The sequence below is a fragment of the Variovorax sp. Varisp46 genome (assembly GCF_059491885.1).
This window is the reverse complement of sequence record NZ_CP168515.1, coordinates 5244031-5262779: the sequence shown is the minus strand read 5'-3', so window position 1 is coordinate 5262779 and position 18749 is coordinate 5244031. Positions and strand designations below refer to the sequence as shown.

Sequence of the window (18749 nt, the reverse complement as noted above, 5' to 3'; positions counted from 1 at the left end):
CCCGGCATCGTGCGGGCCTTCAAAGGCAAGGAACCACCCCATGCGACGTCTTTCTTTTTCCTCTCTCTTCTTCCTGCTCCTCGCGCTTTGCTGCGGCTGGGCGCGAGCCTCGATGGGCATGGCGGAACTTCCCGCCGCGCCCGGCGACGGCCCGGTCACGGTGTTCTATCCGTCCACCGACGCGCCCCAGCCGACCCGGCGTGCCCGCTTCACGCTCGACGTGGCCGCGCAGGGCAAGCCGGCACCCGGCAATGGCCGGCTGGTGATCGTCTCGCACGGCTCGGGCGGCGCGCCCTGGGTGCACGCGGACATCGCGCGCGGCCTCGTCGAGGCCGGCTTCGTCGTCGCCATGCCCGAGCACAAGGCCGACAACTACAAGGACGACAGCAACCCCGGTCCCGACAGCTGGACCATGCGCCCGGCCGAGGTGTCGCGCGCCATCGACGCGGTGGCGCGCGACCCACGCTTCGCGCCGCTGCTGCGGCTCGACAGGGTCGGCATGTACGGCATGTCGGCGGGCGGCCACACGGCCCTGAGCCTCGCGGGCGGGCGCTGGTCGCCGGCCGCGTTCGCGCAGCACTGCGAGGTCGACCTGGTGAACGACTTCCAGTCCTGCGTCGGCCTCATCACGCGGCTGACCGGCGGACCGCTCGACGGCATCAAGAAATGGGCCGCATTGCTCCTCATCCGCCACCGCTTCGGCGACGACGCCGCGCCGCGCAAGCACACCGATCCGCGCATCGCCGCCATCGTTGCAGGCGTGCCGGGTTCGGCCGATTTCGACATGGCCTCGCTCGCGGCGCCGCGCGTACCACTTGGCCTGATCACCGCCGCGCAGGACCGCTGGCTGATCCCGCGCTTCCACAGCGACCGGGTGCTTGCGGCCTGCCTGCCGCGCTGCGAGCTGATCGCGGACATGCCGACCGGTGGGCACGGCTCGCTGTTGTCTCCGCTACCGCCGGACCTCACGGGACTGATCGGCGACCTGCTCAACGACCCGCCGGGCTTCGACCGCGCCGGCGTGTTACCGGAAGTTAACCAGAAGACAACGGCCTTCTTCAGCACGCATCTGCTGCCATGATTCGCACCGCGGGGGCAACGTTCGAGCCTCCTGTTTCGCCGACAGCCAGTTCCCACACGCGTGGGCGGCTGTGGCGCACATGGCGACAAAGGCCGGCCCGGCCATGGTTGCACCCGAGCCGACCGAACCCCGGTCGGTTCTTGAAATCGTGACCAGCTACGAAAGGAAAAGTCACCCATGAAGCAACAGCAACACAACCGCATCTTCCTCGGCGCCGTGCTCGCCGGCCTCCTGGCCATCGGCGGCGCAGCCCAGGCGCAAGGCGTCGGGGTCGGCGTGGGGGTCAATGCAGACGTGAACACCTCGGGCGCCGCAGGCGCTGGCTCCACCCATGGCGGTGCCGCGGCACGCACAGGTGCGGCCGCAGGCGCGAACACGAATGCCGGCGCTGCCACGTCCGACACGGCCGGCAGCGCGACAGGCGGTGTGGGCAACGCCGTCGGTGGCGTGCTGGGCGGTGCCACTGGCGCCGTCAGCGGTGCCACGAATGCGGCAGGCGGCGTAACGAACACCGTGGGCGGCACGCTGAATGGCGCAACCGGCGCCGTGGGTTCGGCCACCAATGCCGTGAAGCCGGGGAGCGCTGGCGCGAAGGCGAGCGGCAAGGCGCAGGGCTCGGGCGCCGTCGACATCAAGAAGTAATCGGCCCGCCGGCCCCGGCCGGACAAAAGCCCGCAGCGCTCGCGCGTTGCGGGCTTTTTTTCGGGCGAACGCCTCAGTTGGCCGGCTTGAGCTTGAACAGGCTGGTGACCGCCATGTCGAGCACCATCAGCTCGCGCTGGTTGAACAGCCGCCAGCGCCAGCGCAGGATGCCGAGCGTCGGGCGCTTTTCGGAGCGGCGCACCTCGGTCACGTCGGCCACCAGCCGCAGCGCATCGCCGGGCCGCACGGGATTCGGCCAGCGCACATGATCGAGCCCCGGCGAGGCGAACGATTCAGAACCAGCAAGCGCTGCGTCGACGGCCAGCCGCATCGCGATCGAGCACGTGTGCCAGCCGCTGGCGATCAGCCCGCCGAAGGAGCTGCCGGCCGCCGCCTCTGCATCGGTGTGGAACCACTGCGGGTCGTAGGCCCGTGCGAACTGCAGGAGCTCCGTTTCGGTGAGCACGTAGGGCCCGGCCTCGATGACCTGCCCCGCGTGGAAGTCGGCGAACTTCATCCGCCGCGGCCTAGTAGGTTTCGAGGTGCAGGCGGCCTTCGCGCTTCAAGGCAGCGCCGACCGTGTCCCAATCGAGCCCCGCTTCCTTCGCCACGTCGCGCAGTGCGAGCACCACGCCTTCTTCCATGCTCTTCAGGCCGCACACATAGAAGTGGCTCGCGCCATCTTTCAGCAGCGCGGCCAGGTCGGCGGCGCGCTCGCGCATCAGGTCCTGCACGTAGCGCTTGGGTTGCCCCGGCGTGCGCGAGAACGCGAGGTTGATGTCGATGAAGTCCTTGGGCAGCGACTGCAGCGGGCCGAAGTACGGCAGCTCCTGCTGCGTGCGCGCGCCGAAGAACAGCATCAGCTTGCCGCCCTCGAACTTGCCGCTCTTGCGCAGGCGGCGGCGCCATTCGGTCATGGCGCGCATCGGAGCGCTGCCGGTGCCGGTGCAGATCATCACGATGTGCGACTTGGGGTGATTCGGCATCAGGAACGACGAGCCGAAGGGCCCCACCACCTGCACCGTGTCGCCCACCTTCAGGTCGCACACGTAGTTGGAGCACACGCCGCGCACGGCGTCGCCCTGGTGGTCTTCGGTCACGCGCTTCACGGTGAGCGAGACGTTGTTGTAGCCGGGCCGCTCGCCATTGCGCGGGCTGGCCACCGAATACTGGCGTGCATGGTGGCGCTTGCCGATGGCATCGACGCCCGGCGGCACGATGCCGATCGACTGGCCCTCGAGCACCGGGAACGGCACCACGCCGAAGTCGAGCACGATGTGGTGCGTCTCGCTGTCGAAGCCGGCCTCGGTGCAGTTGAAGTTGCCCACCACGGTGGCGGTGGTCGGCGTCTTCGGCGGGAAGAGATTGGTGTACGCGTGCGCGGCCGACCAGGGCGGCACGGTGGCGCCGTATTGCGCCGAATTGAAGGCCGGCTCGATCGATTCGGCGGCCGCCTGGGCTTGCGTCTGCGCGGGCAAGGCCGCCGCGGGGTCGCCGGCCACTTCAGCGGACACGCCGGCGGCTTCGAGCTCTTCCGGCGAGAGTTCGGCGGGCAGCGATTCCCAGGTGAGCTGTTCCTCGATCGAGTACGCGCGCACCACCGGCATCGTGCGCCAGTTGTCGATCGAACCCGTCGGGCACGGCGAGATGCAGGCCATGCAGCCATTGCAGACGTCCGCGCGCACGACGTAGTTGTTGTCGTCGTGCGTGATCGCGTTCACGGGGCAGGTCGCCTCGCAGGTGTTGCAGCGGATGCAGATCTCGGGGTCGATCAGGTGCTGCTTGATGACCCCGGCTTCAACGGCCATGTCCATGTTGTTCTCCTAACCTGAAGCCCTCCCCCTTTGGGGGAGGGTTGGGTGGGGGCAAGCGGCCTCTGTCGTGGGCGCTATCGCCGCTTGCCCCCATCCCAGCCTTCCCCCAGCGGGGGAAGGAGCAATACCGAAATCCCAGATCAACCGAACCGCACGTACTCGAAATCCACCGGCTGGCGGTTGATACCCATCACCGGCGGCGAGATCCAGCCGGCGAACTTGCCCGGCTCGACCACGCGGCCCATCAACGATGCCACGAAAGCGAAATCTTCGGAACTCGGCAGCCATTCGTCGCGCTTGGCGGCCCATTCGATGTCGTTCACCACGCGGCCTTCGGGCGACATCTTGATGCCGGCGAGCGCACCGATCTGGCGGTTGAAGGCCTTGTGCGGCACCGTCAGGCGCGTCGGGATGCCGGCCTTCTCGAGCACCTTGTTCCAGCGGCCGACGCCGGCCACCGAATCCTTGATGAAGTCGTCGCGCAGCACTTCGTTGAGCGCATTGAGCATCGGCACGTCCTTCTCGACCAGCTGGCCGTCCTTCACCTCGAGCACCTTGTAGGTCTGGCCCTTGAGGATGTGGTCGTCCGTGCGCTTGCCTTCTTCGTAGCGGCCCTTCAGGCCGGAGCTGTAGAAGATGGCGGCGTTGCTCGACTGGTCGGCGCCGAACAGGTCGATAGTCACGCTGTAGTGGAAGTTCAGGTAGCGCTGGATGGTGCCCAGGTCGATGCAGCCGGCAGCGCGGATCTTCTGCACGTCGTCAGTCTTCAGCTCGTTCATGACCTGTGCCGTGCGCGCGATGACGCGCGACACGCCGCTCTCGCCCACGAACATGTGGTGCGCCTCTTCGGTCAGCATGAACTTGGTGGTGCGCGCCAGCGGATCGAACGCGCTCTCGGCCAGCGCGGCCAGCTGGAACTTGCCGTCGCGGTCGGTGAAGTAGGTGAACATGAAGAACGCGAGCCAGTCGGGCGTCTTCTCGTTGAAGGCGCCCAGGATGCGCGGGTTGTTGGCATCGCCCGAGGTGCGCTGCAGCAGCGCATCGGCTTCTTCGCGGCCGTCACGGCCGAAGTGCTTCTGCAGCAGGTAGACCATGGCCCACAGGTGGCGGCCTTCTTCCACGTTGATCTGGAACAGGTTGCGCAGGTCGTACATCGACGGTGCCGTGAGGCCCAGGTGGCGCTGCTGCTCGACCGACGCGGGCTCGGTGTCGCCCTGCGTCACGATGATGCGGCGCAGGTTGGCGCGGTGCTCGCCGGGCACGTCCTGCCAGGCTTTTTCACCCTTGTGGTCGCCGAAATGGATCTCGCGGTTGGCGTCGCCCGGGTTCAGGAAGATGCCCCAGCGGTAGTCGCGCATCTTCACGTGGCCGAACTGGGCCCAGCCCTGCGGATCGACGCTCACGGCCGTGCGCAGGTACACCTCATGGTTGGTCGAGCCCTCGGGGCCCACGTCGTCCCACCAGTTGATGAAGTTGGGCTGCCAGCCCTCAAGCGCGCGCTGCAGCGTGCGGTCTTCGCCGAGGTTGACGTTGTTGGGGATCTTCTCGCTGTAGTTGATCGTGCTCATCGTTGTTCCTTGGGTTGTACGGACTGCTGTTCTGTCAGACGCGGTTCATGTCGAAGCCGGCTTTCTGGCCGGTGCCGTAGACCTTCAGCGCGCCCTTTTCGCCAACGGCGTTGGGACGGTTGAAGATCCAGTTCTGCCAGGCGGTGAGCCGGCCGAAGATGCGGGTGGCCATGTTCTCCTTGCTTGCGAAGCGCAGGTTGGCTTCGAGGCCGGTGAGCGCGTCGGGCGACATGGCGGCGCGCTCCTCGATGGCGATGCGGATCTCGTCGTCCCAGTCGATGTCGTCCGGTGCGGCGGTCACGAGGCCGAGCTTCAGCGCCTCGTCGGCGTCGAGCGGCTTGCCGGCGGCGGTGCGCGCGGCTTCGAGCGGCGCGGCCTCTTCATAGAAGCGGCGCTGCAGGCGGCTCTGGTCGTTGACCAGCGGGAAGAAGCCGAAGTTGAATTCGTTCAGCGTGAGCTTCGGTGCGCGCTCGGCGTCGTCGGGCAGCGCGAGCATGTAGGTGCGGTCGGCCGCGAAGGCCAGCTCGGCCAGCATGCCGGCGAAGCACGAACCGGCTTCCACCAGCGCGAACAGGCTGCGCGAGGACACGTCCAGGCGCGCCAGCGTGCGGCGCAGCGCGCCGATGGTTTCGCGCACCAGCCAGTGGTCCTTGTGGGCGAGCATCACCGTATCGGACGCGAGCACTGCGGCGGCGTCGCCCTCGGTCTTGAGCAGCCAGGTGCCGATGTCGAGCTCGTTGGTGCGCAGGTTGAGGATGGCGTCGTCGAGTTCGCGGCACATCGCGAGCGGCCACCAGGCGGCACCCGCGGCTTCGATGGCGGCGATGTCGGCCGGCTGCGCACCGGTGGGCGCCTTGATGGTGATGGTCGCGGTGCGCTTGCTGCGGTCGATCTGCACGTTGACGTTCGAATACGCGATGCCGTCGGCGCTGTCGGTGCGTTCCAGGCGGGTCAGCGCCACGCCCTTGGCGTTGGCGGGGCGATCGCTGCCGGCCGCGAGTTGCGAGGCGCGCTCCTGCACGGCGGCGGCGAACTGCGCGGGCTTGGCCACCGCGTCGACCAGGCGCCAGTCGACCGCGCGCTGGCCGCGCACGCCTTCGACGCTGGTGCAGAAGATGTCGGCGAGGTCATGGCGCACGTGGCGCTTGTCGGTCACGCGGGTCAGGCCGCCGGTGCCGGGCAGCACGCCGAGCAGCGGCACTTCGGGCAGCGACACGGCGGAGGAGCGATCGTCCACCAGCAGGATCTCGTCGCAGGCCAGTGCCAGCTCGTAGCCGCCGCCGGCGCAGGCACCGTTCACGGCCGCGAGGAACTTCAGGCCCGAGTGCTTCGAGGTGTCTTCGATGCCGTTGCGGGTTTCGTTGGTGAACTTGCAGAAGTTGACCTTCCAGGCGTGGCCCGAAACGCCGAGCATGAAGATGTTGGCGCCCGAACAGAAGATGCGGTCCTTGCCGCTGGTGACGATCACGCTGCGCACTTCGGGGTGCTCGAAGCGCACGCGGTTGAGCGCGTCGTTCAGCTCGATGTCCACGCCCAGGTCGTAGCTGTTGAGCTTGAGCTTGTAGCCGGGGCGAATGCCGCCGTCTTCCGCGATGTCGAGCACGAGGCGCGCGATGGCGCCGTCGAAGCTCAGCGACCAGTGGCGGTACTGGCCGGGTTCGGTGCGGTAGTCGACGCGCGGGGGCGCCTGGAGCGTGGTGGTGTCGGTCATGCGGAAGTCTCCTGTGGGGCAGTGTTCGGAAACCGTGAACAGGAAAGATAGTGCACTTTACTGCTCCGATGACATGCATCATGCTGCATGCATGTAGGCAAGTCAATGCCTGCTGCACTTTTTTTCAGATTTCGGGCTGGGCTGGGGATTCGGGGAAGTGCGCAGGCCACCGGGTACTCCCCTCCGCGAATGTCCTCCGCCCTTCGGGCTCCCCCTTTATTTCGCTGCGGGGAGCACCCGATGCCCTGCGCACAGGGCACGCTGCTGGTTTGCAGCCAATCAACCAGTGCTCTGAACGCTCACGCCGGCGGGGTGCCTTGCGCAGCGAAATAAAGGGGGAGGCCGCAGGCCGGAGGACATTCGCGGAGCAAGGTACCCCGTCGGCCTGAGCGCGCCCTGAACACTCAGGCGCCCAGACCCATCGACTGGCGGGTCGCCGCACGGAGCGCCTGGAAGCTCTGCGACAAGGTCCTGCCGCTGGTGTCCACCGACAGGTCGGCCTTCGAATAGAAGGCGGCGCGGCCGTTCAGGATGCGGCGCAGGTCTTCCATCGCTTCCCTGCTGGCGGCCATCGGACGGGTGTCGCCCTGCGCGGCCACGCGGCCCATGTGCTCCTCGGGCGCGGCCTGAAGCCACACGGTGGTGCAGTGCGCGAGCAGCTCGTTGAAGGTGGCCGGGTCGGACACGATGCCGCCGGGCGTGGCAATGACCACTTCGCTGTAGATCTGCACCGCCTCCTCCAGCGCGCGGCGCTCGTAGCGACGGTAGGCGTTGGTGCCGTACAGGTCGTGGATCTCGCGCACGCTGCAGCCCGCGAGCTTCTCGATCTCGCGGCTCAGTTCGATGAACGGGATCTCGAGGTCTTCCGCCAGCATCTGCCCCAGCGTCGACTTGCCCGCGCCGCGCAGGCCCACGAGCGCGATGCGGCGGTGCCGCGCCGGATCGACCGAGGCCGTGCCCAGCAGTTCGCCGAGCGCCACGCGCACGCGGCGCAGGTCGGCTTCGCTGCGGTGTTCGAGCAGCTCGCGGATCAGCAGCCACTCGGGTGAGCTGGTCGTCACGTCGCCCACCAGCTCGGCCAGCGAGCAGTGCAGCGCGCCGGCCACCTGCTGCAGCACGAGGATCGACGCGTTGCCGATGCCGTATTCGAGATTGGCGAGGTGGCGCTCCGACACCTCCGCTGCAACGGCCACGGCCTTGCGCGTGAGGCCGCGCTGCGCGCGCAGGTTGCGCACCCGATCGCCCAATGCCGCCAGCAGCGGGTTCTTCGCCTCTCCTGCAGGCGCAAGGCCGTTGCCGGGGCCGCCACTTTCCGGCGCGGTGGCCAGCACCGCGTCTACATGCTCGTTCATGCAATTCCTCGTTCTTCACCGGAATTGTGCGCGCTCAGGGTAAACACCATGGATGCACTATATTGCTTGACACTCATTGTCTCGATGCTTATCGTTCGGCCACACGCAAGATACTGCACACGCAGAGATTCTGCAAGGTAGTTCAAAAGTTCGAGGCCCCACGATGTCCGACCGAAGCACCGCCGCCACAGGCAAGGAAGCATTTCACCAGCTGATTGCAGGCTTGACCGCCGAGATCGCCGGCAGGCCGCTCGACAGCGCGCTCGACCAGTGGCTCAACGCCACCCACGGCGCAGGCAGCGCCCGCTTCGAGCAGCTGCGCCAGGCCTGCATCGGCGGCGTCGCCGAAGGCTGGCTGTGCGAGCGCGAGGGCGGCGGCATCCGGTACGGCCGCGTCTTCAAGGCAGAGGACGCGCTGCACCGCTTCTCGGTCGACGTGGTCGACATGCAGGACATCGCCGGCCCGCACCACACGCACCCCAACGGCGAGATCGACCTGATCATGCCGCTGGAGGGCAGCGCCGACGCCACCTTCGACGGGCGCCCGGCAGGCTGGTGCGTCTACGGGCCCGGCACCGCGCACCGCCCGACCGTGGCGCAAGGCCGCGCGCTCGTTCTCTATCTGCTGCCCGAAGGGCAGATCAAGTTCACCCCATGACCGAACTCCTTCCCAACTACGTCGCCGGCCGCTGGCAAAGCGGATCGGGCGCCGGCACGCCCCTGTTCGACCCGGTCCTGGGCACCGAGCTCGCACGCATCGACGCCACCGGCCTCGACCTGCCCGAAGCTTTTGCCTTCGCCCGCGAACAGGGCGGCAATGCGTTGCGCGCCCTCACCTACCGCCAGCGCGCTGGGCTGCTCGCAGCCATCGTGAAAGTGCTGCAGGCCAACCGCGACGCCTATTACGACATCGCCACCGCCAACTCCGGCACCGTGAAGAACGACTCGGCCGTCGACATCGACGGCGCGATCTTCACGCTCGGCCAGTACGCCAAGTGGGGCGACACGCTCGGCGACGTGCGTGCGCTGCGCGACGGCGAGGCGGTCAAGCTCGGCAAGGAGCCGGTGTTCCAGTCGCAGCACCTGCAGGTGCCGACGCATGGCGTGGCGCTGTTCATCAACGCCTTCAACTTCCCGTCGTGGGGCTTGTGGGAAAAGGCCGCGCCCGCACTGCTGTCGGGCGTGCCCGTGATCGTGAAGCCCGCCACGGCCACCGCGTGGCTCACGCAGCGCATGGTGAAGGACGTGGTCGACGCGGGCGTGCTGCCCGCCGGCGCGCTGTCCATCGTCTGCGGCAGCTCGGCCGGATTGATGGATGCGCTGCAACCTTTCGACGTGGCCTCGTTCACCGGCTCGGCCGAGACGGCCGCGGTGATCCGCTCGCACCCCGCAGTGGCCGAACGCTCGGTGCGCGTGAACATCGAGGCCGACAGCCTCAACAGCGCCCTGCTGCTGCCCGGCGCAGCGCCTGCCAGCGAGGCCTTCAACCTGCTCGTGCGCGAAGTGGTGCGCGAGATGACGGTGAAGTCGGGCCAGAAGTGCACCGCCATCCGCCGCATCCTGGTGCCGGCCGAGGTGTACGACGCCGCGGCCGAAGCCATCGGCACCAAACTCGCGGGCATCACGGTGGGCAATCCGCGCAGCGAGAGCGTGCGCATGGGCTCGCTCGTGAGCCGCGCACAGCTGAATGCGGTGCGCGACGGCCTCGACGCGCTGGCCACGCAGACCACCGTGCTGCACGACAGCCGCAACAAGCCGTTCATCGATGCCGACCCGAAGGTCGCCGCCTGCATCGGACCCGTGCTGCTGGGCGCGCGCGACGCCGATGCGGCGCAGCGCGTGCACGATGTGGAAGTGTTCGGGCCGGTGGCCACGCTGCTGCCGTACCGCGATCTCGCGCACGGCATCGCACTTGCGCACCGCGGCCAGGGCTCGCTCGTGACCTCCCTGTATGGCAGCGACGACGCCGCGCTCGCGCAAGCTGCGCTGTCGGTCGCACCGAGCCACGGCCGCGTGCACGTCATCACCCCCGAGGTGGCGCAGGCCCACACCGGCCACGGCAACGTGATGCCGATGTCGATGCACGGCGGTCCCGGCCGCGCGGGCGGCGGCGCCGAACTGGGCGGCCTGCGCGCGCTCGATTTCTATCACCGCCGAAGCGCGGTGCAGGCAAGCCCCGGCGTGCTCGCCGCACTCGGCCTCTAGAACGAGAGACACGGCCGAAGGAGACAAGACCATGACCCTGCCCACACGATTCAACTTCGCCGAGCACCTGTTCGCCCTCAACCGAGGCCGCGCCGATCGCACCGCCTACATCGACGACCGCGGCACGCTGAGCTACGGCCAGCTCGAAGACCGCGCGCGCCGCCTCGCCGCCGCGTTGAAGGCGGCAGGCATCCGCCGCGAAGAGCGCGTGCTGCTGCTGATGCTCGACGGCAACGACTGGCCGGTGAGCTTTCTCGGCTGCCTCTATGCCGGCGTGGTGCCCGTGGCCGTCAACACGCTGCTCACGCCCGACGACTACGCCTACATGCTCGATCACAGCCGCGCGCAGGCCGTGCTGGTGTCCGGCGCACTGCTGCCGACGCTGCAGCAGGCGATGGCGCGCGGCGGCCATGAAGTGCAGGCGCTGATCGTGTCGCAGCCCGCGGGTACGCTGCCCGAGGGCGCACAGGAATTCGAAGCCGCGCTCGCCGCCGCCCCGCCCCTGGCATCGCCGGCGCAGACCGCTTCCGACGACCCCGGCTTCTGGCTCTACTCCTCCGGCTCCACCGGCAAGCCCAAGGGCACGGTCCACACGCATGCCAACCTGTGGTGGACGGCCGAGCTTTACGGCAAGCCCGTGCTCGGCCTCACCGAGAACGACGTGTGCTTCTCGGCCGCCAAGATGTACTTCGCATACGGGCTGGGCAACGCGCTGACCTTTCCGCTGTCGGTCGGTGCCACCGTGGTGCTGATGGCCGAACGGCCCACGCCCGACGCCACCTTCCGCCGCTGGGTGGAGCACAAGCCCACCGTGTTCTTCGGCGCGCCCACCGGCTTTGCCGGCATGCTCGCCTCGCCGAAGCTGCCGGCGCGCGAAGCCGTGGCGCTGCGCATGTGCTCCTCGGCCGGCGAGGCGCTGCCCGGCGAACTCGCGCAGCGCTTCAAGGCGCACTTCGGCTGCGAGATCATCGACGGCATCGGCTCGACCGAGATGCTGCACATCTTCATCTCCAACCGGCCCGGCGACGTGCGCTACGGCACCACCGGCCGGCCGGTGGAGGGCTACGAGGTCGAGCTGCGCGGCGAGGACGGCCGCCCCGTGCCCGACGGCGAGGTGGGCGACCTCTACATCCGCGGCCCCAGTTCGGCGCTGATGTACTGGAACAACCGCGAGAAGTCGCGCGAGACCTTCCAGGGCGGCTGGACCAAGAGCGGCGACAAGTACACGCGCGACGCCGACGGCTACTACACCTACGCCGGGCGCAGCGACGACATGCTGAAGGTCAGCGGCATCTACGTGTCGCCCTTCGAGGTCGAGGCCACGCTGATGCAGCACCCGGCGGTGCTGGAAGCCGCGGTGATCGGCAAGGAGGACGCCGAAGGGCTGACGAAGACCAAGGCTTTCGTCGTTCTGAAGGATGGCGCCGCGGTGACCGAGGAAGAGCTGAAGGCCTTCGTCAAGGAACGCCTCGCGCCGTACAAGTACCCGCGGTTCCTGGAGTTCGTGAGCGAGCTGCCGAAGACGGCGACGGGGAAGATCCAGCGGTTCAGGTTGCGCGAGAGGGAAAAGCAGGCGTGATACGCACCCCGTCTTCCTCTTTCCCCCTCCCCCGCTGGGGGAGGGCCGGGGTGGGGGCATCGGCCTTCATGCACGCGCAGCCCTTGCAGGCACCGCTTGCCCCCATCCCAACCTTCCCCCAAAGGGGGAAGGAGCAACAGCCGGAGGCAACATGATGAGCACGGCGTTCGCCAACATCACCTGGCGCGGCCGCCCGGTCCGCATCGAGTGCCAATGGATCGCCCCGGAGCGCACCGATGCGCCATTGATCGTCTTCCTCCACGAAGGCCTCGGTTCCGTCGCCATGTGGAAGGATTTCCCGACGCGGCTGTGCGAAGCCGCCGGCGCCCGCGGCCTTGTCTTCTCGCGCCCGGGCTACGGCCGCTCCACCCCGCGCGCCGGCGACGAGACCTGGGACGTCGACTTCATGCACCGCCAGGCGCATGAAGTGCTGCCCGCCTTCTTCGCCGCGCTCGAGCTCGGCGACGAGAAACCCTGGCTCTTCGGCCACAGCGACGGCGCCTCGATCTCGCTGCTGTATGCGGCGCGCTTTCCCGAGCGCGTGGCCGGCCTGGTGGTGCTGGCGCCGCACATCTTCGTCGAGGACGTGACGCTGGCCAACATCGAGCAGGCCCGGCTGGCCTACCTGGAGACCGACCTGCCGAAGAAGCTGGGCCGCTATCACGACGACGTCGATTCGGCCTTCTGGGGCTGGAACCGCGTCTGGCTCCATCCGCCTTTCAGGCAATGGAATATCGAAGCCGAGCTCGATGGCATCCGTTGCCCGATTCTTGCTATGCAGGGTACTGACGACGAGTACGGCACACTCGCGCAGATTCGCGGCATCGCCAGGCGCGTGCCGGGCACCGAGCTGCTGGAGCTGCCTGACTGCGGGCATTCCCCGCATCGCGACCAGCCCGAAAAAGCGATAGTGGCGACCGTTTCATTCATGGGCGACCGGAATCCTCGGTCAGGGAAAACTCGTGTTTGAGAGATAAATGATTTACCCTTAAAGTATCTGCGCCAGCGGCGGCGCGTCGTGAAGACACGCGCCCCAACCCGTCGCCCCCGTCTTCAAGCCGTTCCCCTTTCATTTCAATACCACGCCAGGAGATCACATGAGCACCCGCATCGCCCGCACCACCCTGACGGCCCTCGCCCTGGCCTGCATCGCCACGCTGGGCCACGCCCAGCAAGGCAAGCTCAAGGTCGGTCTGATGCTGCCCTACAGCGGCACCTACACCGCCCTGGGCGTGGCCATCGAGAACGGCTTCAAGCTCTACGTGGACGAGCACGGCGGCAAGCTCGCCGGCCGCGAGATCGAATACTTCAAGGTCGACGACGAGTCCGACCCTGCCAAGGCGACCGACAACGTCAACAAGCTCATCAAGCGCGACAACGTCGACGTGATCGTGGGCACCGTGCACTCGGGCGTCGCCATGGCCATGGCCAAGGCCGCGAAGGAAAGCGGCACCGTGCTGATCGTGCCCAATGCCGGTGCCGACGCGGTGACCGGCCCGATGTGCGCGCCCAACATCTTCCGCAGCTCGTTCAGCAACTGGCAGCCGGCCTACGCGATGGGCGAGGTGGCGGCCAAGCAGCAGGGCAAGAAGAAGGCGATGACCATCACCTGGAAGTACGCGGCCGGCGACGAGTCGGTTGCAGGCTTCAAGGAAGGCTTCGAAAAGAACGGCGGCAAGGTCGACAAGCAGCTCACGCTGCCCTTCCCCAACGTGGAATTCCAGGCGCTGCTGACCGAGATCGCGGCGGCCAAGCCCGATGCGGTGTATGCCTTCTTCGCGGGCGGCGGCGCGGTGAAGTTCGTCAAGGACTACCAGGCCGCAGGCCTCAACAAGACGATTCCGCTCTACGGCCCGGGCTTCCTGACCGACGGCACCCTGGATGCGCAGGGCGAAGCCGCGCAAGGCATGCTGACCACGCTGCACTATGCCGACGGCCTCAACACCGCGCGCGACAACGCCTTCCGCGTCGGCTACGCCAAGGCCTTCAAGCTGCAGCCCGACGTGTATGCCGTGCAGGGCTACGACGCAGCGCAGATGCTGGGCGTGGGCCTGGCCGCCACCAAGGGCGACATCGGCAAGAAGGCCGAGTTCACGGCCGCCATCGAGAAGGCGAAGATCGACAGCCCGCGCGGCACGTTCACGGTGAGTAAGTCGCACAACCCGGTGCAGGACATCTACCTGCGCAAGGTAGAAGGCAAGGAAAACAAGCTGGTGAGCACCGCGATCAAGGGTCTCGCCGACCCCGCTCGCGGTTGCCGGATGTAGACAAGGCACTCCCCCAGGCTGCGCACACTTCGTGTCGCTTCGCCTTCCCCCTCTCCGGGGGCGACACCTGCGGCCCGGCAAAGCCGGTTCCGCGGTGTCTCCCGAACATCGCGGGCGCTATCGCGCCACGCTCTCTTTCGGTCTCACAGGGATGACCTAACGTGGATTTCGGAACCTTCTTGGTCCAGTGCCTGAACTCGGTTCAGTACGGGCTCCTACTCTTCCTGGTGGCCTCGGGGCTGACGCTGATCTTCGGGATCATGGGTGTCATCAACCTTGCGCACGGCAGCTTCTACATGATCGGCGCGTACATGGCGTTCGCGCTCGCGCCGCTGTTCGGCGACCAGTTCCTGCTGATGCTGGTGGCCGGCGTGGTGCTGGCGGCCGTCTTCGGCTACCTGCTCGAATGGGCCTTCTTCAGCTACCTCTACCAGCGCGACCACCTGCAGCAGGTGCTGATGACCTACGGGCTCATCCTGGTGTTCGAGGAGCTGCGCTCCATCCTCGTGGGCAACGACGTGCACGGCGTGAAGGTGCCGGCATGGCTCGACGGCAGCTTCGCGCTGGGCAACGTCATGAGCTATCCGTGGTATCGCCTCTTCGCCTCGGCCGCCTGCATCGTGCTGGCCGTGGCGCTGTACTGGGTGGTCAACCGCACGCGGCTGGGCATGATGATCCGCGCTGGTGCGAGCAACCGCGACATGGTGCGCGGCCTGGGCATCGACGTGAAGCGGCTCTACCGCATCGTGTTCGCGGCGGGCGTGGCGCTGGCGGCGCTGGCCGGCATGATCGCGGCGCCGATGTCCTCGGTGTACCCGAACATGGGTGCGAGCGTGCTCATCATCTGCTTCGTGCTGGTGGTGATCGGCGGCATCGGCTCGATCACGGGCGCGCTGGTGGCCTCGCTGCTGGTGGGCTTCGTCGATACCTTCGGCAAGGTGTTCTTCGCGGACCTGAGCGGCATCGGCATCTACCTGCTGATGGCCATCGTGCTGATATGGAAGCCCGAAGGGCTGATGGGGAGGCGGCCATGAAGAAGACCGCATTCCTCGTGCCGGTGCTGTGCGCCGTGCTCATCGGCGTGGCGGGCCCGTTCATGGGCAACTACGTTTCCGACTTCGTCGTGAAGATCATGATCCTGTCGATCTTCGCGCTGAGCCTCGAACTGCTGGTCGGCATGACCGGGCTCGTGAGCCTGGGCCATGCGGCCTTCTACGGCATCGGCGCATACGTCACGGTGCTCGCTTCAGGCAGCGAAGGCGGCAACTTCGCGCTGCTGCTGCCGCTGGCCATGGGTGCGGCGGCGCTGTATGCGCTGTTCGTCGGTGCATTGAGCCTGCGCACGCGCGGCGTGTACTTCATCATGGTGACGCTGGCCTTCGCGCAGATGGCCTTCTTCGTGTTCCACGACACCAAGGTCGGCGGCGGCAGCGACGGCATCTACATGTACGTGCGGCCCGCCCTCGGCGTGCTCGACATGGAGAACCGCACGGTGCTGTTCTACGTGGTGCTGGCCTCGCTGGTGTTCACCTACGGACTGCTGGCGCTCATCCGCCGCTCGCGCTTCGGTGCGGCGCTGGCGGGCATCCGCGTGAACGAGCAGCGCATGCGCGCCGCGGGCTTCTCGGTGTATGCCTACAAGCTCGCGGCCTTCGTGCTGGCGGGTGCATTGGCGGGGCTTGCCGGCTTCCTGCTGGCCTCGCGCGATGGCGTGGTCAACCCGGAACTGATGGCATGGCACAACTCGGGCGAGGTGCTGCTGATGGTGATCCTCGGCGGCCTCGGCCACCTGCGCGGCGCGGTGATCGGCGCCATCGCGTTCACGCTGCTGAAGGAGATCTTCTCGACCCATGCGGTGATGGGCCCGATGGCGGACCACTGGCAGCTGACGCTGGGCCTGACGATCATCGTGTTCGTGGCGCTGCTGCCCAAGGGGCTGATCGGGCTTGTGAAGCGCCTGTCGCCGAAGGAGGCCGTGTGAAGTCAGCTCTCCCCCAGGCTTCGCGCACTTCGTGTCGCTTCGCCACCCCCCTCACCGGGAGCAACACCAGCGGCCCGGCAAAGCCGGCTGCGCGGTGTTCCCTGCATTTCTCCCTCCCCCGCTGGGGGAGGGCCGGGGTGGGGGCAAGCGGCGCCTCCATCGCGCGCTCTGCCTGCCCCCATCCCAACCTTCCCCCAAAGGGGGAAGGAGCAACACCATGAACGCACTGCTGTCCGTCGAAAAGCTCACCCGCCGCTTCGGCGGCCTCACCGCCGTCAACGCCGTCACGCTTGACCTGCACGTCGGCGAGGTCCACGCGGTGATCGGCACCAACGGCGCCGGCAAGTCGACGCTGATCAACATGCTTTCCGGAGAGCTCGAAGCCTCCGAAGGCCGCATCGCTCTCGACGGCGTGGACATCACCGGCCGCGCCCAGTCGAAGCGCGCGCGCGACGGCGTGGGCCGCAGCTACCAGCGCACGACCATCTTCCCGGAGTTCAGCGTGCACGAGAACTGCCGGCTCGCCGCGCAGGCCGCCACGCCCAGGCCCTGGGCCTTCTGGCAGCCGTCGCAGGACTGCGCCACCAGCAACGCCACGGCCGACGCCGCGCTCGAAGCCGCCGGCCTCGCCCACGAAGCGCACCGCATCGCCGGCACCATGAGCCACGGCGCGCAGCGCCAGCTCGAAGTGGCGATGTGCCTGGCCACCAACCCGCGCGTGCTGCTGCTCGACGAGCCGCTCGCCGGCATGGGCGCCGAAGAAACCGACCGCATGCTCACGCTGCTCGCGCGGCTGAAGGCCACGCACGCGATCCTGCTGGTGGAGCACGACATGGACGCGGTGTTCCGCATTGCCGACCGCATCACCGTGATGGTGAACGGCACGGTCATCGCCACCGGCAACCCGCAGGAGATCCGCGAGAACCCCGAGGTTCGCACCGCGTATCTGGGCGAGGAACACTGATGCCTCCACGCTCGTCACTTCGTGTATTCGCTGCCCCCCGAGGAGGCGCTGGCCTCCCTTGGGGCGGCCCGGCGGGAGACCACTGATGCTCATCGTTCGCGACCTCAACACCTACTACGGCAACAGCCACATCTTGCGCGGCGTGCACGCCGGCATTCCCACGGCCACTTCGGTGGGCCTGCTCGGGCGCAACGGCATGGGCAAGACCACGCTGATCCGCACGATGATGGGCTACGTGCGCCCCGCCTCGGGCGAAGTGCAGGTCGACGGCCGCACCGTCACCGGCCTGCCGCCCGAGAAGATGGCGCGGCTGGGCATCGGCTACGTGCCCGAAGGGCGCGGCATCTTCCCCAATCTGTCGGTGCGCGAGAACCTCGTGATGAGCGAGCGCGCGGGCATCGACGGCCGGCGCAACTGGACCTTCGACCGCGTGATGGCCACCTTTCCGCGCCTGTCGGAGCGGCTGTCGCACGGCGGCCAGCAGCTGTCGGGCGGCGAGCAGCAGATGCTGTCGATCGGCCGCGCGCTGATGACCAACCCGCGCCTCTTGATCCTCGACGAGGCCACCGAAGGTTTGGCGCCGCTGATCGTGGCCGAGATCTGGCGCGTGATCAGCGAGATCCGCGCGACCGGCATCGCGACGCTGATCGTCGACCGCGACTACCGCAAGGTGCTGGCGCACACCGACCTCGCGGTGGTGATGGAGAAGGGGCAGATCGTGCGGCATGGGGCCTCGGCGGATCTGCTCGCCGAGCCGCAGGCGCTGGAGGAATTGCTGGGCGTGTGACGGCGGGGGAGCCGGCGCTACTCGATGAACCGCCGCAGCCCTTCAAGATCGATCACGGTGATCCCCCCGTACTCGATCCGCAGGAACCCCGCTTCCTTCAACCGGTTCAACGCCGCATTGCACCGCTGACGCGACACGCCCGAGAGATTCGCAATCTCCTCCTGCGAAGTCTGCAGGTGCGGTTCGCTGCCCGGATGCAGCCACGGGTGGAACAGCCCCGCCAGCGCGCGCGCCACCTGGCTGTCGGTGTCGAGCAGCCGGTGCGCCGCATAGTTGCCCATGAACCAGTGCAGCCGCTCGTTGATCTGCTGCAGCAGGAAGTGATCGAAGCCGCGCTGCGTGCGGTGCAGCCACTCGAAGGTTTCCAGCGGCAGCTGCGCCACCCTGCTCGGCCGCAGCGCGATGATGTCGGCCGAACGCGGCAGCGCGCGCAGCAGCGTGCCTTCGCCGAACCAGCTGCCCACCGACAGGCCGCCGAAGGTCACCGAGCGCCCGTCGCTCGAGGTGATCGACCACTTGAGCAACCCTTCGAGCGTGCCGTACCAGTGCACCGGCGTGTCGCCGCGCCGGCACAGCGCGGCGCCGGCCGCCACCTCGACCTCGCGCATCTCGTCGAGCACGCGCTCGCCCGCCGCCACATCGAGCAGCGGGAACCAGGCCGAGCCTTGCAGCAATTGCGGAATCGTCAGCGATGCCGCCTGGGGGGCCGGCTTCGTCGTGGGCATGGAATGAAAGCTCCTGAAGGCGCGGGTGCGTAAACCCTGAGCCCAAATGTCGTCGCGATGACTGAGTGTGCCC

General features: G+C 67.9%; 17 protein-coding genes. 11 read left to right on the top strand and 6 right to left on the bottom strand.

Translation table 11 applies throughout. The features are described from left to right. The first annotated feature begins 40 nt into the window (after positions 1-40). Complete coding sequence (locus tag ACEN9N_RS24965) at positions 41-1081, top strand: alpha/beta hydrolase family protein (RefSeq protein WP_495654763.1); 1041 nt, start codon at positions 41-43, stop codon at positions 1079-1081. 177 nt (positions 1082-1258) lie between these two features. Continuing rightward, positions 1259-1723 (top strand): hypothetical protein, encoded by a 465-nt coding sequence (locus ACEN9N_RS24960; protein ID WP_007832630.1) that lies wholly within the window; start codon positions 1259-1261, stop codon positions 1721-1723. Between the two features lie 73 nt (positions 1724-1796). Here ACEN9N_RS24960 and ACEN9N_RS24955 read toward each other — a convergent pair whose 3' ends face one another. From ACEN9N_RS24955 to ACEN9N_RS24935, 5 genes are all read right to left on the bottom strand, one after another. After that, positions 1797-2240, bottom strand: a complete 444-nt coding sequence (locus tag ACEN9N_RS24955) for a MaoC family dehydratase (protein ID WP_495654762.1) — start codon at positions 2238-2240, stop codon at positions 1797-1799. A gap of 10 nt (positions 2241-2250) precedes the next feature. Beyond that, the gene (gene boxA, locus ACEN9N_RS24950) at positions 2251-3537 is read right to left on the bottom strand and encodes a benzoyl-CoA 2,3-epoxidase subunit BoxA (protein ID WP_413315010.1); all 1287 of its coding nucleotides are present in this window, start codon (positions 3535-3537) and stop codon (positions 2251-2253) included. 140 nt (positions 3538-3677) lie between these two features. Continuing rightward, positions 3678-5105: a benzoyl-CoA 2,3-epoxidase subunit BoxB gene (gene boxB / locus ACEN9N_RS24945; protein ID WP_007832636.1), complete on the bottom strand. Its 1428-nt coding sequence runs from the start codon at positions 5103-5105 to the stop codon at positions 3678-3680. A 34-nt stretch (positions 5106-5139) separates the two neighbouring features. After that, complete coding sequence (gene boxC, locus ACEN9N_RS24940; protein ID WP_495654761.1) at positions 5140-6816, bottom strand: 2,3-epoxybenzoyl-CoA dihydrolase; 1677 nt, start codon at positions 6814-6816, stop codon at positions 5140-5142. Between the two features lie 404 nt (positions 6817-7220). Beyond that, on the bottom strand, positions 7221-8168 hold the full coding sequence (locus ACEN9N_RS24935; protein ID WP_007832639.1) for a helix-turn-helix transcriptional regulator: 948 nt from the start codon (positions 8166-8168) through the stop codon (positions 7221-7223). A gap of 163 nt (positions 8169-8331) precedes the next feature. Between ACEN9N_RS24935 and ACEN9N_RS24930 the strand changes: the two genes are divergently transcribed. The 9 genes from ACEN9N_RS24930 to ACEN9N_RS24890 all read left to right on the top strand — a co-directional run bounded on the left by ACEN9N_RS24930 (position 8332) and on the right by ACEN9N_RS24890 (position 17951). Beyond that, complete coding sequence (locus ACEN9N_RS24930; RefSeq protein WP_007832641.1) at positions 8332-8826, top strand: 4-hydroxylaminobenzoate lyase; 495 nt, start codon at positions 8332-8334, stop codon at positions 8824-8826. Beyond that, positions 8823-10373 (top strand): 3,4-dehydroadipyl-CoA semialdehyde dehydrogenase, encoded by a 1551-nt coding sequence (locus tag ACEN9N_RS24925; protein ID WP_495654760.1) that lies wholly within the window; start codon positions 8823-8825, stop codon positions 10371-10373. Before ACEN9N_RS24930 ends, ACEN9N_RS24925 begins: the two co-directional genes overlap by 4 nt. Before the next feature lie 31 nt (positions 10374-10404). Further along, a complete protein-coding gene (locus tag ACEN9N_RS24920; protein ID WP_007832646.1) occupies positions 10405-11952 on the top strand; it encodes a benzoate-CoA ligase family protein in 1548 nt (515 codons plus the stop codon). Between the two features lie 154 nt (positions 11953-12106). Then, positions 12107-12922: an alpha/beta fold hydrolase gene (locus ACEN9N_RS24915; RefSeq protein WP_495656420.1), complete on the top strand. Its 816-nt coding sequence runs from the start codon at positions 12107-12109 to the stop codon at positions 12920-12922. A 127-nt stretch (positions 12923-13049) separates the two neighbouring features. Then, entirely contained in the window at positions 13050-14219 is a 1170-nt protein-coding gene (locus ACEN9N_RS24910) for an ABC transporter substrate-binding protein (RefSeq protein WP_495654759.1), read from the top strand. Positions 14220-14380: 161 nt separating this feature from the next. After that, positions 14381-15253: a branched-chain amino acid ABC transporter permease gene (locus tag ACEN9N_RS24905; RefSeq protein ID WP_007832654.1), complete on the top strand. Its 873-nt coding sequence runs from the start codon at positions 14381-14383 to the stop codon at positions 15251-15253. Beyond that, positions 15250-16200, top strand: a complete 951-nt coding sequence (locus ACEN9N_RS24900) for a branched-chain amino acid ABC transporter permease (protein ID WP_495654758.1) — start codon at positions 15250-15252, stop codon at positions 16198-16200. The genes ACEN9N_RS24905 and ACEN9N_RS24900 overlap by 4 nt, the downstream gene beginning before the upstream one ends. 217 nt (positions 16201-16417) lie before the next feature. Further along, a complete protein-coding gene (locus ACEN9N_RS24895) occupies positions 16418-17164 on the top strand; it encodes an ABC transporter ATP-binding protein (RefSeq protein WP_007836839.1) in 747 nt (248 codons plus the stop codon). A gap of 85 nt (positions 17165-17249) precedes the next feature. Further along, a complete protein-coding gene (locus tag ACEN9N_RS24890; protein WP_495654757.1) occupies positions 17250-17951 on the top strand; it encodes an ABC transporter ATP-binding protein in 702 nt (233 codons plus the stop codon). Positions 17952-17968: 17 nt separating this feature from the next. Here the strand turns inward: ACEN9N_RS24890 and ACEN9N_RS24885 are convergent, their stop codons facing one another. Then, the gene (locus tag ACEN9N_RS24885) at positions 17969-18676 is read right to left on the bottom strand and encodes a Crp/Fnr family transcriptional regulator (protein ID WP_056600148.1); all 708 of its coding nucleotides are present in this window, start codon (positions 18674-18676) and stop codon (positions 17969-17971) included. Positions 18677-18749: the final 73 nt, after the last annotated feature.